Here is a 17,407-nt window from a genome sequence, read left to right on the forward strand (position 1 = left end):
GTAGGAAGCAACCAATCTGAGGTAACCTTTGATGAGAATAAAATAGCATTGTTTGGATCAATAAAACATTCCTGAGTAATTTTGTTTCTAAATGGATAAAGTAACAAAGGAATATAAGAGAGGGGCTGTGAATTAGTGGAAAACACAAGTGATTTTGTAGAAAAGCTGCATGAAAACCAGGAAAAAGCCGAAAAAAATAAAAAGCACCAAGGTAAAGGTAATCCAGGGGCCAGGCTACCAAATAAACAGCACAGTACGAACAAGTAGCTTTTGTTGAAGAAAGACCATATCTAGACGGTCTTTCTTTTTTTATAGGAAAAATGGAGCCAGGAGTTAAAACAACTGGTTAAAGATGAAAAGCAATTAAAAGGATGTGGCTTAAGCTGTCACAAAAGCCCAAAAATTAGCTGAACTATTGGGAGAATCTGGTTCTTTCAAAAGATTCAACCTAGACAATAAATCTGGAACTTAGCTTCATAAAATACGACCGGGAAAAAATGGACGTGTTATGGCTTTCAATTCAGCTAAAAATAAGTATCTTTTTATGGCGGTGTTCTTTCTATTATGGTTTCCGCATTTTATTTATGTCCCCATTTTTTCTCAATCATTGGAAGGAAAGTATACATTTACCGGGATTGTATTGAGCTGCTACGGACTTAAGACAAGAGGTCTATCATTAGAACAAATAGAGCGCAACTTTTAAGGCTGTGTAGGAACTTAATTGGCACTGGGTGATAAAGTTATTCCACCTGAAAATTAAATAGTTTTAAAAGCAATGAAGCATTTCTGTGTAATGAGGAATGCTTTTTATCTTTGTCTTAAATCAAGGGATAGTTCTATAACAATAATAATATAATAAAAAACAATAATGTTTTATTGTGAAACGATAAATTCTGTGTTAAAGTAAATTGACGAAATAAGTGAGGTGTTTTTCATGAAACGCGGAACAACACTCTTTTTAAAGATAGCGGTTATTTTTATTGGAATTCCAGTTCCTGCATTGTGCATATTTTTGGTGCCTGAGATAGTAAATTATGCAGCAGAATTGTATCCGGATATTGCATATATGAAATATCTCGTCTTAATCGATTTGTATGCAGCGGCGATACCTTTTTACTTTGCTCTGTATCAAGCTTTTAAACTTTTAAGCTATATTGACAAGAATAACGCTTTCTCGGAGTTATCAGTAAAGGCTTTAAGGACGATCAAATACTGTGCAATCACAATCAGTAGCTTGTTTGTAGCACGGATGCCACTCTTTTTTCTCGTGGGGGATAAAGACGACGCCCCAGGTGTCATAGTACTCGGATTGGTCATTATTTTTGCTTCTATGGTGATTGCAGTCTTCGCTGCTGTTCTTCAAAGGCTTTTAAAGGAAGCCATTGATATCAAATCAGAAAACGTTTTAACGGTCTGAGGTGAATAACATGGCGATTATAATCAATATTGATGTGATGTTGGCTAAAAGGAAAATGAGCGTAACAGAACTTTCGGAGAGAGTTGGAATAACAATGGCTAACCTTTCTATATTGAAAAATGGAAAGGCAAAAGCGATTCGATTATCAACTTTAGAGGCGATCTGTAAGGCTTTAGAATGTCAGCCTGGAGATATTTTAGAATACAAAAGTGACGATGACACCCATTAAGCAGGATTCAGAAAAAAACTTTGGAGGCACAAATCATGAGAGCACTAGAACAACTCGTTCGTTTTGGCTGGGAACAGGCCCTATCTTGTTTGTTTCCTGTCGTTATTTTTGCCTCTCTGGCTTTTACGCAACACATGCCACTTCCTTTCCTGCCACGGTATGACTGGCTGCTCATCATCTGCCTTCTGATGCAGTGGTGGATGGTGCGTTGTGGGCTTGAAACATGGGATGAACTTAAGGTCATAACATTGTTCCACCTTATTGGACTTGCTCTTGAACTTTTTAAGGTAAATATGGGCTCTTGGTCTTATCCAGAGGAAGGTTATTTCAAAATTTTTGGAGTGCCTTTGTATAGCGGATTCATGTACGCAAGTGTGGCGAGCTACCTTTGCCAGGCATGGAGGAGGCTTAAGGTTGAACTGGTTAAATGGCCGCCGTTTTTGGTAGTTGTATCTCTTGCAGCTGCGATTTATTTGAATTTTTTCACCCACCATTATTGGATCGACATTCGTTGGTGGTTATCTGGACTTGTAATCATTGTCTTTTGGCAATCTTGGGTCACATATGAGGTCGATGGAACCCGTTACCGTATGCCACTTGCACTTTCTTTTGTGCTCATCGGATTTTTTATATGGATAGCTGAAAATGTCGCAACGTTCTTTGGAGCTTGGGAATATCCAAATCAAACCGATGCATGGAGTCTCGTTCATCTAGGAAAGGTGAGTTCATGGCTCTTATTAGTGATTGTTAGCTTTCTTATAGTTGCGACGTTAAAGCAGGTTAAGGGGAAAATTTCAGTAGGTACTAGTCAATTTTTATAAAGATAAGAATCCTCTTGCGTTTCTGCTAAAAATACAATTATGTTAACACTATAGGACTCATAGATATGTTAAAGAAATCCTATTAAACCCTTGCTTGTAAAACCCGGTCATATATGATCGGGTTGTGTGTAAGGGAGATTGTTTATATATGAGACAGCAATACTTATGATTTTCACTACTCACCGTTCATATAACTAATCATTGGCTCATAAGGTGTGGTTTCGGTAATAGAAAAAAACACCTGAACCTTCCTTCAGGTGTAATTTATAATTAGGATGCGTTTGATGCAATTAAAGTAAGAACTACGGTCAATACATTGGCCATCGTTTGAACCGCGATAGCAGCTTGTTCAGTTTCTGCTTCTATTCGAACGCCTCTTGAATTCTCAATACAAATGTTGTCGCGTGTCCTTTGTTTTTGTGCGAACAGTTGCAGGAAATCTGCTTGAAGCAGGTCATCATTCAGATCAAGGTTTGATAAAGTGGCTGTAATAACAACAGTGATCGCATTGATCATCGTTTGAACGACAATCGAAGTTTGTTCGGACTCGACTTCGACAAATACATCACAGGAATCCTTTATTGTAATACATCTTTCAGTAACTTGTTTCGCAACGTCAGCTTGGGCGAGGTCGAAATTAAGACCACCCGCATTAAAACCAGAAAGTGCGTTAAAAGCACTTACATTGCCGTTGCAGCACGGGTGGCATTTTCTAGCAGCTGCTTCTTCCTCTTCTCTTTCCGCTGCCGCCGCCTCAGCTCTTGCTGCTGCTGCTCTCTCAAATCTGTCTACATCTCTTGCAGAAATATTATCGAATAAACTCATTTTTTTTTCCTCCAATTTCAATTTCTTTTATTTCTTTATTACATTAGATGCGAGAATTGATAGCTTGGCATAGATAAACGTCTTGCAAACTCGCATTTATTTTGTATTTTTATTTTTCCTTTGCTGCGGGTACATTTGAGGTTACTCGGCCATCAAAGATTTTGCGAAAAACCCTTACCTATGATCCCTCTGAAAGAGGAGAACAGTGCGATGAATTCCCGTTTGCTTCTATCTATGAGGGAGCAGGGAAAAGGGAAGGAAACTTCTCAGTCGTTACATTCCTTATGCCGTTCAAGAGAGTCGGAACGCCCTCTTAACAAATTACCTTCGGAAAAGTTTATGGTAGATACCTACGGACAGGTACATTAGAGAAACGGTAATAAAAAGCCCCCAGATTTTTAAATCTAAGGTTTTTTTTATTACCGGGAACTGTTTTAGGATTATAGTTTGCTTATTTGCAAAGGTCTAGCATGGTTCCATAAATCTCTTGTTTACTTCCTTACTTTTTTGATTAGAACTCGACTTTTTACCCAAACCAACTATCATTCCTTAACATATGATATGGAAGGACAAGCGCTAGGGGTGATCAGAGATTGAAAGTGATAGTAATAGACCCAGGACACGGAGGCAGTGATCTTGGGGCGACGTTTAAAGAGTCTCAGGAAAAACTTTTCAACCTGAAAATAGCTTTGAGGGTAAGGGATTATATGGAAAAAACCTATACTGTTAAAATTATAATGACAAGAACTAGCGATAAGGCTTTATCCTTAAAAGAGCGTACTGATTTGGCGAATTCTACAGCTCCAAATTTTTATCTCTCCATACACAACAATGCAGGTGGCGGAAGCGGGTTTGAGAGTTATATTTTTAATGGTCATGTTCCTGAACAGACTAAAACCTATCAGGAAGTCATTCATGAAGCCATTATGAACCAGGTAAAAGTGAAATATGATATCACGGATCGAGGAAAAAAACGAGCAAACTTCCATGTGCTTCGAGAAACTAAAAGTCCTGCGTTACTTTTGGAAGTTTTATTTGTCGATAATCTAAAAGATCATGCCTTTCTTAACCAATCCTCTTTTATTGAGGACGTGTCGATCGATATTGCAGAAGCCATTGCCAAGGCATTAGATTTACCCGTTAAACCACAGCCGAAAATTTTTTATAAAGTAATTGCTGGTTCATTGAAAAATCGAACAAATGCGGAAGAAAGAGTCTCGTATCTGGAATCAAAGGGAATAGAAGCATTTATTGATCCAATTCTAATTTTAGGCGAACAGCATTATCGTGTGTTGGCCGGTGCCTTTTCCAGCAGAGAAAATGCAAAAGAACGTGTGAATGCTTTAAAAAGAGGTGGCATTACAGATGTATATATAGTGACGGAGAAACCTAAAGGTGCTCCTTCCCAACTGCCATCCAAACCAGAGGACAAGTTTACGATTAGAGGAGAAACCAGTTTAACCGATCAACAGATGGATTTCTTTGTTCAGATGGTAAATCCGAATGCTCCACTTCTTGGTGCCCTTTATCATAGGTTTGGAGAAATTTTCGGGGTAAGAGCAGATGTGGCTTTTGCGCAAGCGGTACACGAAACCAACTATTTTCGTTTTACGGGAATCATTCGCAAAGAACAAAACAATTTTGCCGGTATTGGTGCTGCAGGTGAAGGAAATCCAGGAGCGGCTTTCAAAACAGCTGAAGAAGGTGTACTTGCTCATATTCAACATCTTTTTGCTTATGCTTCTACAGAAAAAATCCCAGAAGGATATCTTCTCGTTGATCCGTTATTTAGTTTGGTGGATCGTGGCAGTGCGGTTGCCTGGACACAGCTGAATGGGAAGTGGGCATTTCCTGGTACATCGTATGGCCAAACCATTCTTTCCATTTATAAAAAAATGGTAAACTTTACGATACAACCGCTTGTAGAACAAAAACTAAAATTAGAGCAGATATTAAAAGCAATGTAAAAAGGTTTATCAAACATCAAAAACCACAGATTAACAGGAATCCGTGGTTTTATTTCTTATAACTTAACAGCTTTTTGATTCTTTATCGAAATACATATAACCGATCAGGTACGGCGGCTATTTGGACATAGCTTCGTTGCAAAATACTCAACGAGCACTGGATTCCTGCCAAGCGCGGGGCAAAAGTACATCATCGTGAGGAACAGTATTCTGCTCTACTTTTTTGGTGTTATGTTTATTGTAACAATGCAGAGCAATCTTTATTCCCTGGTACAGACACCTAACAAGCCCAACCGGGCATACAGATAAGAGTAACAAAAAAAGCCGGGAGGTGTTTGTATGTCCGGGTTGCTTGCCGTATTAGCGTACTTTTTTAAAGAAGTCATGCTGTTTGTTTCCTACGTAAAAAACAATGCATTTCCGCAGCCCCTCTCCGAAAATGAAGAGAAAGAATACTTAAAAGCGATGGCCGAAGGGGACCAGGAGGCCAGAAGCAAACTGATCGAACACAACTTGCGTTTGGTTGCACATATCGTAAAGAAATTTGAAAATACAGGGGAAGATACGGAAGACTTGATTTCCATCGGAACCATTGGACTGATCAAGGCGATCGAGAGCTATTCGAGAGGGAAGGGTACGAAGCTTGCGACGTATGCAGCCAGATGTATTGAAAATGAGATTCTAATGTCAATAGTGGTGCATGAAAAATACATTATAGGTAATGTGCACCCACAAGGATGGGTGCTTTTTTTATTTATATCTACTCTCCTGGTTTTGCTGGTCATGGAATCAGTTGGAGTGGTTTAGCCATGAGATTTCAAATTTAAGTAATAATGAACGGAAAAAATCTTAAGACTGGATACAGTAAATAAGACTACAGCTAACACAGAGCTTTTTCACTATCATTATGTGGGTTTTGTGACAAAATGGACTATACTTGTTCACTTATATTTTTCGATTGTAATAGGGAAGGAAATGTAAAGGGTTTGATTAGGACATATATACCTTTCAAAAAATGAACGAGAGCATATCCTAAAAAATAAATATGATTAGGAGGAAACCAAATTAGAAACATGGACATGAACCCATCAGATCTTTGCATAGAATTTGCAAGGATCCTCAATTCAACACCTAGTGTGGTTAATGGTGTTTGCTTGGCTACGCGGTCACGCACGAACATTCATCCAGTGGTTTTAGGAAGAAAGGCTGAGTCTTTTATGTTTGTTCCCCAAGCGTTTTCGTTCGAAAATATGGACGAAAAAGGGAATGCACTATGCCTAGGGGAGACTGTTATTCTTCAAGAAGAAATCAACCCATTTTTAACCAAGCTTCGCCAGTTTGGTATTATTGTTACTGCCGTTCATAATCACTGGCTTTTTGATAAGCCACGACTTATGTATATGCATTTTGAATCAATCGATCAACCACTTGGATTTGCCAGAAAAGTTAGAGAAGCTATGAAGGTTTTAATTACCCGAGATGTTTATGGTAACTGTGATTACGAAAAGAAAGTAATAATAGGTAATCCAGGTCTTTGTGATGAATTCAATGACATTCTTGGTGGGGCAATGCACACTTTTGAAAATGGAATTTGTACGGTAATGAAATTGCGTAACAATATAAAACCTGTTGTCCTTGGTAGACGAGGAAGGTCATTTTTACTCATTCCTCAAATGTTTACATTTGAGTCCATGACAAAAGATGGTCGTGCGCTTTGTAGTGGGGAAACTGTAATCCTTCAAGAGGAAATTAATCCCTTTATTAGTAAATTACGTGAACATGGGATTATCGTTACTGCGGTTCATAATCATTGGCTTTTTGAAAGTCCACGGCTTATGTTTATGCATTTTGAATCAATCGATAAACCACTGGCCTTTGCAAAGAAAGTAAGGGATGCATTAAGCGTGCTTACTACTAAAAAGGTCCGTGGCCATTGTTAATTAATAAATGCTTTAGTGATTTAAACATGCGATTCTCATAAAGAATCGCTTTTTTCTTTAACTTATAACTCCTAGTTTGAAAAGTTTCACCTTCAACTAAACTGCCACTTTAACTCAATAAAAAAGCCATTTCAGTGGATGAAAATATTCAATTGTTGAACCCTAACAACCTGAAAGAAACAAATAGAAGCATGAAACAAATGGATGGTTTTTAATTTTGTCTGAAATGTTATCAATTGATAACGACGCTGAAAGATTTGGTCGTTCTTGTCCAACATTTTTCCTTAGCTTAAAGAGCTGTATTGTATTGATTCTATTTCAGGTACAACTCCAAGGCATCTGTGTGGAACTCGGATGCTATTGGTCCAGACGGTCGCTTTCATCAGTTTCGTTGCCCTCACGCTGATTGTTTAGTTTTTATTCAACAAACGGGTGCATTCTTAAATAGAAAGCGCCTTTTTTTTGCATGATCCAATAGGTCAAACAGTTGCGTTTCTGTTTTCATTAATTTTTAAGAAAAACAGAAAAATTTTCAGTTGGACTGCATCATTGAAACGTTTTGGATTTAATCCCCAAAGCTGTTTCACCTTATCAAGTCGATAGTTTACTGTATTTCGGTGAACATTTAATTGTTTAGAAGTTAGTTCAACATTTAAATCCAAGTCTAAGAACATTTCAAGAGTATCTTGTAACTCGGAATCTAAATAAGAAGAACTTTGATGTGAAAATTCATTAAAATAGGAATTCATGAATTCCTCTGGGATTTTATCCAGTATTCTTGTAATGCCCCATTCATGAATGTGCATAACCTTTTTTGGATAATTCAACTTTTTTATTATTTTAATGCTTTGTGATGCCTCCTTGTAGCTTTCCCGGTATCCAATAATGGTTTTTTTAGAAGTACCAATGCCTATACAAACATCAAAATGCTCATTCCTTAATTTTTCATATATGCGCTCCGATAAATGCCTGATTTTAATCAAATCGTGATTATTTTTATCTTGAAATGCCATCATAAATTGATCTTTTCCAATGAAGGAAATGAAATGTGGAGTGAAATAAAGACTCATAAGCTGCAGAATTCGTTCCTGTTTTTCCGATAACTCGTCATATATTGATGTTTTATTGGTGAAGTCTCCCACTTCTACCAGAACAAACGTACATAATTGCGCTGTATTCATCTTAAGGAATTCAGCTCTTTTTTCTAAGTCAATGAAATTTGTGAAATGTGGGTTAACTAGGTCAAGAGCCCATTCCTGAATAACCTTCCTTTTTTGGTTGAGCTGCCCACTCAAATAATGTTGCTGTAAAAGAGCTTCGACCGTTATTTTAACAATGGAGGCGATATTATAAACTTCTTTAGGATCCCCCGTTATACCTACAGTGCCAATGCATTCATTTAGATATAAGATTGGTAAATTCACTCCTGGTTTAGTGCCCATTAAATTTCCACATTCAGAAGGATAGATCAAACGTTCCGATTTCATTTCCATGACTTCGATGGCACCTTGATGAACCTGATGAATCCTCTCTGAATCGCTGCTGGCAACGATGACACCGTCGGCATCCATTATGTTAATGTTACGGCCTGCAACTTTTGCTATTTTTCCAATGATCGGCTGTGCAAGTTCTGATGTAATCAACATCGATCTCAACTCCTTCAAAATAATAGTACTTCACTTTTTGTGCATTTGAACAAAAATTTTCCGATTTTGTGCGGTGAAATTTAGAAATATAGTTAATGAATTTATGTAGATTATTAGATAGATTAATAATATGACAATTTTGAATAGACAAAAAGCGAGGCTTATGATGCGAATAATAATAGCTCCTGATTCATTTAAAGAATGTCTTTCGGCAAGGGAAGTAGCAATTAGTATACGAAAAGGATTTGAATCTGAATTACCTGCCGCTAAGGTTGATATTTTTCCAATGGCTGATGGCGGAGAAGGAACGATGGATGCATTAGTTTATTCCACTAAAGGAAGAAAAGTGGAAATAAGAAGCACAGGTCCCCATGGTAAAGAGACAAATTCCTGCTATGGAGTTTTAGGGGATGAACAGACCGTAGTTATTGAAGTTGCAAATGTAGCGGGCCTACAGATGGTGATTGAAAGGAACCCGCTTATTACAACCTCATATGGTTTGGGTGAACAGATTAACCATGCGTTGAATGAGGGATACCGTAAATTTATCATAGGTTTAGGTGGAAGCGCCACCAATGACGGCGGGATGGGCATGTTACAGGCGTTAGGCGGGATCTTTCTTGATAAAAAAGGTACTATGGTTCCACCTAATGGAGGCGGACTCGAACAAATTCATTCTATTGACTTGTCTGGTATTAACCCAATACTGACAGAATGTGAATTAATCGTAGCGAGTGATGTTGATAATGTTCTCTGCGGTCCAAGCGGAGCATCCCATGTGTTTGGTCCTCAAAAAGGGGCAACACCTGAAGATGTTGTACGGCTGGATTTTGGTTTAAAACATTATGCTGACCTTTTGGAAAGAACATTAGGTGGGTCAATGCAAAACGAGGCGGGTGCTGGCGCCGCTGGGGGATTGGGATTTGCCTTTTTAGTACTCGGCGCCCAAATTCAATCGGGAGCCAAAATTGTAGCTGAGGCAATGGAATTGGAGCACCAAATAAAATCTGCGGATTGGGTTGTGACAGGCGAGGGAAAGTCTGATTTTCAATCTTTATACGGGAAAGTTCCCATTTATGTTGCGAAAATTGCTGAACGCTACAATGCCAAACCGTTATTAATTTCTGGATCGTTGGGAAGAGGGTATGAGCAATTATATGATTATTTTATTAGCTGCCAATCAATCACAAATGGTCCGATGAGTTTGCAGGATGCCATTAACAATGGTAAACAATTACTGATAAATACATCACGGGATGTAGCAAGGCTCATTAAGTTAATTAAATAGTGGGAATTAAAAAGTAAAATAGAGGAGGTTCTCAAATTGACAAAGGTCGCGATTGGACAAATTACACCAGTTACTGGTGACAAAAAGCAAAATTTAAAGAAAATGAAGGAGCTGACGCTTGAAGCGGTGGAGCAAGGCGCCCAATTAATCGTGTTTCCGGAACTAGCATTAACCGGATATAACTGTGGTGATGACTTTTTCGAAGTGGCCGAACCAATACCGGGAGAGGCAACATGTTTTTTTGAAGAATTGGCGCACAATCATGATATCCATATTATTTGGGGCATGCCGGAGAAAAGTATTAGCGGTGTTCTATATAATGCAGCTGCATTAGTAGGACCCAATGGATTTATTGGAAAATGGAGAAAGAATACGTTGCCAGGACACGCAACAGACCAAACAGGACCGGGAGCGTTTCCAGACCGCAGATATTTTAAAGCAGGTGAAGACTTACCCGTTTACGATACTGAAATAGGAAAAATAGGAGTATTGATCTGTTACGATATCTTTTTTCCTGAATTATCACGTGCACTTACGATGAAAGGTGCTGATTTAATCGTTGGAATTTCTGGTTCTCCCACATTTGAAAAAGAGATATTTGAGCCGATCGTCAAAGTTCGGGCAATGGAAAATATCATTAATTTTGTTTATACCAACCTGGTGGGGAAAGAAGGGGATACCGAGTATTGGGGTGGAGGCTGTATTGTAAGTGCCGGTGACAAGGAGACCAAGGTACCAGGGCATCCAATTCTCTGTAAAGCGCCATACGAGGGAGAATGTATCACTCTGGCTGAAATCGATATTCAAGCCCATCATAAGGTTCGGCCGTATTTTCCGGTATTAAGAGATCTAACAACACGAATGTATGAACAACTTGCTGATATCCATCGAAAATTGTCTTAATTATTGTTAAGAAAAAAATTGAAAAGGTGGGGGAAGGTATGAGTAAGTGGAAAGAATGGTTTCAGGGGCCTCAGGATATTACCAAAGCAGAAGCGGTAGAAGATTATGCGATAGGCCGTGTTCCTGCTCGTTACCGCTGGCCAATACCCGCAATTATTCTTGTTCTTTTAGGAAATTCGACGGCGATGTTTTTCTTTACTTATGGTGCCGAATTTGGTTATACAGTTGGCTGGCCGACCATGCTCATCCCTATTTTGTACTTTTTTATCGGTGCCACCATTATCGGTTCATGCACGATGAAGATTGCCAGCAAAGAAGGCCTGTCGATGAGTCTGTTAACAAGAGGGCTTGGTTTTGGGTACTTGGGCTCGGCGGTAACATCATTGATATATGCGATTAACTATATCTTTTATTTTATTTTTGAAGGAACAATCGTTACCCATGCTATTGCCAATTATGCAGGTATTGAAATTAATTCCGCTGGGGGAATAGCGATTTTTGCTGTTTTAGGTTTAATAACGATCTGGTTTGTGTGGAAAGGGATGACGTCCATGCAATTTTTGCAAACATGGGGAGTTCCTATCTTTCTTATTTTATTCCTTATTGGAATGTATCAGCTTTCGTTTAATTATGATATTGTTGGAACGGCTTCCTGGATGCCAAGAAACGATGTAACAGCAACTACGATGTGGACGGCAATGAATATGGCCAATGGCCAGCTTGTATTTCAGGGTTTATTGGCTACAGATTATGGACGTTTTGCGAAACCAAGTATAACGTATAAAGGAACCGCTACGATTATGGTCGGAATGTTAATTCCGATGCTTGCCGTTATACTTCTCGGGGCAATGCTCGCTTATACACTTTTGCCCAACCTTGAAAATACCACCTATTCGCTGGCTTCTGATCCAGGTTTTGTGTTCCCTTTTGTAATGGGAATAGTTGGTGTTGTGTTTGCGGTCATAACCCAAATAAGAATCAATGTCATGAATTTGTACTCCGGATCGTTGGCTCTATCCAATACGATGGACAGTATGTTTAATTATCGTCCTGGCCGACAATGGTGGATGATGTTGGTTTGGCTGTTAGGGGTCATATTTTACGCGGTGAATGTTCTTCAATATATGAATACTTTCCTGGCTATTACCGGTATATTAACGAACACCTGGGTTTTCATTATCCTAACAGATTATTATATCTGCAGAAAAGTGTTTAAACTGGCTCCCACTGAATTTGTGGAGTATCGACAGGAGTATCTTCGTTCCTGGAACCCGGCAGGTATTATATCTTTATCCGTAGCTGTTATTATTGGCACACTTGGTGTGTTTAATGTTTATCCGATTTACTACGCCTCCTTTTTAGCGATGCTTACTGGACCTGTGTTACATGTACTCATATCAGTAATGACAAAAGGGAAATACTATTTTTCGAAGTTTCCTGCAGATGTTGAAACCAACTGGTCACCGGGAGTTTCATATTCAAGTGCTGACAGGAGTTCAAGTACAAACTGATCTATATTTTTTGGATATGCCGTTTAATACAACAATAAGAAAGAAGAACCTGTTTTAATACATGGTTCTTCTTTTTTGTACCTGTGTGTAAGCGTTTCCTATGCACTTAGGAAAAGAGTTAATTTTTATTCTGTTAAGCACGGTTTTATAATAATAAGTGTAGTTCAATAGGAGGTTCCTTCACTAATAACTAGATAAGTAAACAAGAAATAAATCCGGATTATTTCTTATACCGCTACCAAAGAGAATGAGGGTGGAATTTTTGGAAATAACATCATTGATTAATGAAGACCTGATAGATCTCAAAATTGATGCTTCAAATCAACAAGCAGTGATTGAGTACCTGGCTTCGTTACTCGAAAACCAGGATCGCATTGAATCAAAATCAGCTTTTATTCAAGGGGTAATGGAAAGGGAATCACAATTCACAACAGGCTTTGGAAATGGGATTGCGATTCCGCATTGCAAAAGTGAAACCGTCAAGAATACGAGCATTGTTATTGGAAAAATGAAAAATGAAGTGGATTGGAAAGCAATGGATGATCGAGGAGTTTCATTTGTAATCATGCTTGCCATCCCAGAATCAGAAGGTGGAACCACTCATCTTCAAATTCTATCCACACTGTCTGGAAAATTAATCGATGATGATTTTCGGACAAGTTTAATGAATGCTGCACATAAAGAGAATGTATTACGTTTATTAGAAGATTGCGTTAGTAAAAAATCCAACTCATAAGGAGAGATTGTTATGAAATTGATCGCTATTACAGCTTGTCCCGCTGGTGTTGCACATACACATATGGCTGCTGCTGCCTTAGAAGCTTCTGCTAAAAAAATGGGTTTAAAAATTAAGGTTGAAAAACAAGGTGCGATGGGAATTGAAAACGCCATCAAAGAAAAAGAAGTCTCAGAAGCAGAAGCACTTATTCTTGCGGTAGATACGGCCATTGCAAAGTCTGAACGATTTAATAATATCCCAACCGTTAAAGTTTCAGTTGCAGAGGCGGTAAAAAATCCTCAAGGATTACTAAATCAGGCTATCGAACTTGCAAAGAAATAATCGTTGTTAGGAAAGGAAGGTCACTATGAAAAAGGTGCTAGAAGAAGCAAAAACACATCTAATGACCGGTGTTTCATATATGCTGCCTTTCGTCGTAGCGGGGGGATTGTTACTTACGATCGGATTACTGCTTGGCGGTGGAGAACAAGAAACAGGCTACGCTAAAAAAATAGTAGAAACCGGTACTCTCATTTTCTCTCTTATGGTCCCAGTTATGGCGGGTTATATGTCATACTCGATTGCTGACAGGCCGGGTATTGCTCCTGGAATGGTAGGTGGTTTGATTGCAAATGAAATCGGAGCAGGCTTTTTAGGCGGGATTGTTGCAGGTTTCCTTGCGGGTTATATCGTAGAGGGACTAAAAAAAATGCCTATGCATAGATATTTTGCTCAATTAAAACCAATCATTGTTATTCCTTTATTGGGCGCAGGAAGTGTTGCGTTATTAATGTATATTATAGGTCAGCCGATTGCTGCACTTTCAAAAGAATTAACCGCTTGGTTAACTTCATTAAGCGGCGGGAACTTATTAATTCTTGGGCTAATTATAGGTGCTATGATGGCGTTTGATATGGGAGGACCTGTTAATAAAGTAGCTTTTGCTTTCTGTGTAGGTATGTTGAAAGATGGTGTATATGCTCCAATGGCGGCTTGTTGGATCGGAATCATGACACCGCCTATTGGTTTAGCACTTGCAACCAGACTAGCTCCAAAGAAATTTACGTTAGCAGAAAGACAAAGTGCGCTTCCAAGTACATTCATGGGAGCAACAGGAATAACGGAGGGGGCTATTCCATTTGCAGTAAGTGACCCACTGCGTGTTATTCCATCGATTGTCATTGGTTCAGCGGTTGGCGGCGGGTTAGCGCTTTCATTAGGTGCAAAAGCCCCAGTCCCAAGTGGCGGTGTATTCGTACTGCCATTCTTCACAAAACCCATTATGTTCTTAATTGCTTTTACAGCTGCAATCCTTGTAACGGCTTTTATAGTAGCTGCCTTAAAGAATAATATTGAAGAAGAAATGCCGATTACAGAAGAAGCGTAAATCATAAATTTGAGAGGGGGGATCTAAATCATAGGTTCCCCTTGTTTTTCATTATAATAATGGAGGCATCTAAATGAACTTTCATGTTATTTCCCACACTCACTGGGATCGAGAGTGGCACCAAACCTATCAACAATATCGTGTAAAGCTTGTAAGGTTTATGGATGAGTTAATTCAATTGCTGGACAATAGTCCAAAGTATACATCGTTCATGTTGGACGGACAAACGATTGTATTAGAGGATTATTTAGAGATCAAGCCTAATCAACGTGAATCAATAGCAAAGCTGGTTAGAGAAGGCCGATTACTCATTGGACCGTGGTATATCCAACCGGATGAGTTTATTCCGAGCGGGGAATCTCTTATTCGTAACTTGTTAATTGGTCAGCAAATCGCTAATGAGTTCGGAATGGCCATGAAAATTGGCTATCTTCCAGATTCCTTCGGACAGGCTGCACAAATTCCTCAGGTATTAAATGGATTTGGTATTCATCACGCACTGTTTTGGCGTGGTATTACAAACGAGGAAACAGAGAAAACAGAATTCTGGTGGGAAGGACCGGATGGGTCAAAGGTGTTTACAACCCATTTGCCATTAGGCTATGGAAATGGAAGAATGCTTTCTGCTAACCTCGATCAAAATTTGAAAATCATTGATGATAATATGAATGATTTAAATAAAATGCTTACGTCCCCTAATCTGTTATTAATGTGTGGCTTTGACCAAAGAAGTGCAGTGAAAGAGCTTCCGGAAATCGTTGAAGAATTGAATCGTCATTTTTCTTCTCAAGGTTTAGATTATTCGATAAAAATCAGCCAGCTCATGGATTACTTTACAGCGGTAAAGAAAGAAACAGAAAACCTGGAAACCATTGCGGGAGAATTTAGAAAAGGTAAAAATATGCGCGTTCATGTAAGTATCGCATCAACCCGCTTGGACTTGAAAAAGGAAAACTTTGAAGTTCAAAACTTATATGAAAAGTACCTGGAACCTCTTAATTCAATGTCTCTTCTTCTAGGCAACAGTTACGACAATGCAATAATCAATAAGGGATGGAAATATACACTTCAAAACCATGCGCATGATTCCATTTGCAATGTTTGCACAGATGCTACGCATAAGGAAATGGAATTAAGGTATCAATTTGCTAAGCAAATCGGGCAGACTCTTCAAAATGACACAACGGCAGATCTAATTGATAAAATCCAATTTGATTACAACAAAGGCAACCCCCTTGTTGTGTTTAACACATTGGGTCACAAAAGAAGCAATATTGCAGATGCTGTTCTTCAATTAAAATCAAAGCATTTTGCCATTACGGATTCTGCAGGAAATCACGTTCCTTATCAAATTGTTGAAACCAAGCAAGAAAACTTAAACGATAAACAAATTGAGATTGGCGTAAAGAACGAAGATCACTTTGTATGGACGACCCATATCAAGTTTCTTGCAGAAATGAATGGCTTCGGTTATAAAACATTCTATCTCAAAGAGAATGAATCCACTGAGCATGATTCGTCTCTTGTTTATCAAGACGGTGTATTTTCAAATGATTATTTTCAAGCAGAAGTTCAACCAAATGGATCCCTTGCCGTTAAAGAACATTCAACAGGAAGGATATTTTCTAGCCTCAATGTATTCGAAGAGGGTGGGAATGCGGGAGATGAATATGATTTTTCTCCGCCTAGGGAAGATGAAATCATAACAACAAAGGACTCTGCTCCTGAGATATCAGTCGTTCATAATGGTCCTGTTTTTGCTACCGTAAGGATCGTTCATACTCTGCATTTTCCTGTGGATTCGGATGTTAACGGGCGTTCAAAGGAATTCAGAGTGTCCACGATTGAAAGCTTTGTCACGGTAAACCGTCATGAGGACAGAATAGATATAAGAACAGTTATAGATAACACGGTGAAAAATCATAGAATTCGTGCCCTTTTTGAAACAGGGCTTAAGGCAGGCACTCATATCGCTGATCAACAATTCGGAACCATTCGCCGTGATAATGTTCTGCCTCAAGTAGAATATTGGGAAGAAGAAAACTGGGAGGAAAAGTATTATCCAATCTATCCTCAACAAAAATTTGTCGATGTCTCAGATGAAAAAAATGGGCTTTCTATTTTTAATAAAGGACTGCCTCAATATGAGATACTGAGTGGACAAGAACCAACCATTGCACTTACATTGCTGTGTGGAACAGATTATATGGGTAACCAGGACCTAGTGGACCGCCCCGGAAGAAGATCAGGACTTCATGTTGAAACACCAGATAGCAGTCTGATAGGAAAGTATGAAATGGAGTATTCCATCGTCCCATATTCCGGCGGCAGTACCAGGGCGGAAATTGGAAGGAAGTCTAACGAATATGTAACTCCATTATTAGCGATTCCGGTCTATCATCAGTCTGAAACAGCAATGGTTAAAGATCAGAATGAATTCTTTAAAATTGATAACCCGCATATGGCTATCAGTGCTGTAAAAAAATGCGAAAATGATGACAGTATCATTGTACGAATATATAATACAACCGATCAGGTACTTCCGTTGGTAAAGGCTTCTGTAAACCCGGAATTCTTCAATAAAATTGAACTGGTGGATTTAAATGAGATTCTTATTTCTGAAGCAGATGAACGAATTCAATTAAATCATAACGAGATCGGAATAAACGATGTTGCGAGTAATGAAATTTTTACCTTGAAAATAAGTAAATAACGTCATCAAAAAGGGTGATTCCTTGAAACAGAGAGTTGGAAG

The 17,407-nt window shown here is 38.7% G+C and carries 15 protein-coding genes and 1 pseudogene; 14 read left to right on the forward strand and 2 right to left on the reverse strand.

Annotated features, from left to right (window positions below; translation table 11 throughout):
* Positions 1-135: 135 nt before the first annotated feature.
* The 4 genes from QYF49_RS07335 (at position 136) to QYF49_RS07350 (ending at position 2,467) form a co-directional block, all read left to right on the forward strand.
* Positions 136-267 carry a DUF4023 domain-containing protein gene (locus QYF49_RS07335; protein WP_290398925.1) on the forward strand — a complete coding sequence of 44 codons (132 nt, stop codon included), beginning with the start codon at positions 136-138 and terminating at the stop codon, positions 265-267.
* A 667-nt stretch (positions 268-934) separates the two neighbouring features.
* The gene (locus QYF49_RS07340; RefSeq protein ID WP_290398926.1) at positions 935-1,417 is read left to right on the forward strand and encodes a DUF2975 domain-containing protein; all 483 of its coding nucleotides are present in this window, start codon (positions 935-937) and stop codon (positions 1,415-1,417) included.
* 10 nt (positions 1,418-1,427) lie between these two features.
* On the forward strand, positions 1,428-1,646 hold the full coding sequence (locus tag QYF49_RS07345; protein ID WP_290398927.1) for a helix-turn-helix domain-containing protein: 219 nt from the start codon (positions 1,428-1,430) through the stop codon (positions 1,644-1,646).
* A 35-nt stretch (positions 1,647-1,681) separates the two neighbouring features.
* Positions 1,682-2,467, forward strand: coding sequence for a DUF817 domain-containing protein (locus QYF49_RS07350; RefSeq protein ID WP_290398928.1), 786 nt, complete (start codon positions 1,682-1,684; stop codon positions 2,465-2,467).
* Positions 2,468-2,737: 270 nt separating this feature from the next.
* Here the strand turns inward: QYF49_RS07350 and QYF49_RS07355 are convergent, their stop codons facing one another.
* A complete protein-coding gene (locus tag QYF49_RS07355; RefSeq protein ID WP_290398929.1) occupies positions 2,738-3,292 on the reverse strand; it encodes a spore coat protein in 555 nt (184 codons plus the stop codon).
* 599 nt (positions 3,293-3,891) lie between these two features.
* On the opposite strand from QYF49_RS07355, the gene QYF49_RS07360 reads away from it, so the two are divergent.
* The 3 genes and pseudogenes from QYF49_RS07360 to QYF49_RS07370 all read left to right on the forward strand — a co-directional run bounded on the left by QYF49_RS07360 (position 3,892) and on the right by QYF49_RS07370 (position 7,199).
* Positions 3,892-5,259 carry an N-acetylmuramoyl-L-alanine amidase gene (locus tag QYF49_RS07360; protein WP_290399078.1) on the forward strand — a complete coding sequence of 456 codons (1,368 nt, stop codon included), beginning with the start codon at positions 3,892-3,894 and terminating at the stop codon, positions 5,257-5,259.
* Positions 5,260-5,598: 339 nt separating this feature from the next.
* A pseudogene (locus QYF49_RS07365) lies at positions 5,599-5,952 on the forward strand (sigma-70 family RNA polymerase sigma factor); the annotation flags it as partial.
* Positions 5,953-6,332: 380 nt separating this feature from the next.
* Positions 6,333-7,199 (forward strand): DUF1259 domain-containing protein, encoded by an 867-nt coding sequence (locus tag QYF49_RS07370; protein WP_290398930.1) that lies wholly within the window; start codon positions 6,333-6,335, stop codon positions 7,197-7,199.
* 479 nt (positions 7,200-7,678) lie between these two features.
* Here the strand turns inward: QYF49_RS07370 and QYF49_RS07375 are convergent, their stop codons facing one another.
* Positions 7,679-8,845, reverse strand: a complete 1,167-nt coding sequence (locus QYF49_RS07375) for a CdaR family transcriptional regulator (protein ID WP_290398931.1) — start codon at positions 8,843-8,845, stop codon at positions 7,679-7,681.
* A 163-nt stretch (positions 8,846-9,008) separates the two neighbouring features.
* Between QYF49_RS07375 and QYF49_RS07380 the strand changes: the two genes are divergently transcribed.
* The 7 genes from QYF49_RS07380 to QYF49_RS07410 all read left to right on the forward strand — a co-directional run bounded on the left by QYF49_RS07380 (position 9,009) and on the right by QYF49_RS07410 (position 17,365).
* A complete protein-coding gene (locus QYF49_RS07380) occupies positions 9,009-10,133 on the forward strand; it encodes a glycerate kinase (RefSeq protein ID WP_290398932.1) in 1,125 nt (374 codons plus the stop codon).
* A 36-nt stretch (positions 10,134-10,169) separates the two neighbouring features.
* Positions 10,170-11,036, forward strand: a complete 867-nt coding sequence (locus QYF49_RS07385) for a carbon-nitrogen hydrolase family protein (RefSeq protein ID WP_290398933.1) — start codon at positions 10,170-10,172, stop codon at positions 11,034-11,036.
* 38 nt (positions 11,037-11,074) lie between these two features.
* Positions 11,075-12,547: a purine-cytosine permease family protein gene (locus QYF49_RS07390; RefSeq protein ID WP_290398934.1), complete on the forward strand. Its 1,473-nt coding sequence runs from the start codon at positions 11,075-11,077 to the stop codon at positions 12,545-12,547.
* Between the two features lie 253 nt (positions 12,548-12,800).
* Positions 12,801-13,283 carry a PTS sugar transporter subunit IIA gene (locus tag QYF49_RS07395; protein WP_290398935.1) on the forward strand — a complete coding sequence of 161 codons (483 nt, stop codon included), beginning with the start codon at positions 12,801-12,803 and terminating at the stop codon, positions 13,281-13,283.
* Between the two features lie 12 nt (positions 13,284-13,295).
* Positions 13,296-13,607: a PTS fructose transporter subunit IIB gene (locus tag QYF49_RS07400; RefSeq protein WP_290398936.1), complete on the forward strand. Its 312-nt coding sequence runs from the start codon at positions 13,296-13,298 to the stop codon at positions 13,605-13,607.
* A 25-nt stretch (positions 13,608-13,632) separates the two neighbouring features.
* A complete protein-coding gene (locus QYF49_RS07405) occupies positions 13,633-14,652 on the forward strand; it encodes a PTS fructose transporter subunit IIC (RefSeq protein ID WP_290398937.1) in 1,020 nt (339 codons plus the stop codon).
* 73 nt (positions 14,653-14,725) lie between these two features.
* Entirely contained in the window at positions 14,726-17,365 is a 2,640-nt protein-coding gene (locus QYF49_RS07410) for a glycoside hydrolase family 38 N-terminal domain-containing protein (RefSeq protein ID WP_290398938.1), read from the forward strand.
* Positions 17,366-17,407: the final 42 nt, after the last annotated feature.

The sequence above is a fragment of the Fictibacillus terranigra genome, assembly GCF_030412265.1.
GTDB classification, from domain to species: domain Bacteria; phylum Bacillota; class Bacilli; order Bacillales; family Fictibacillaceae; genus Fictibacillus_C; species Fictibacillus_C terrinigri.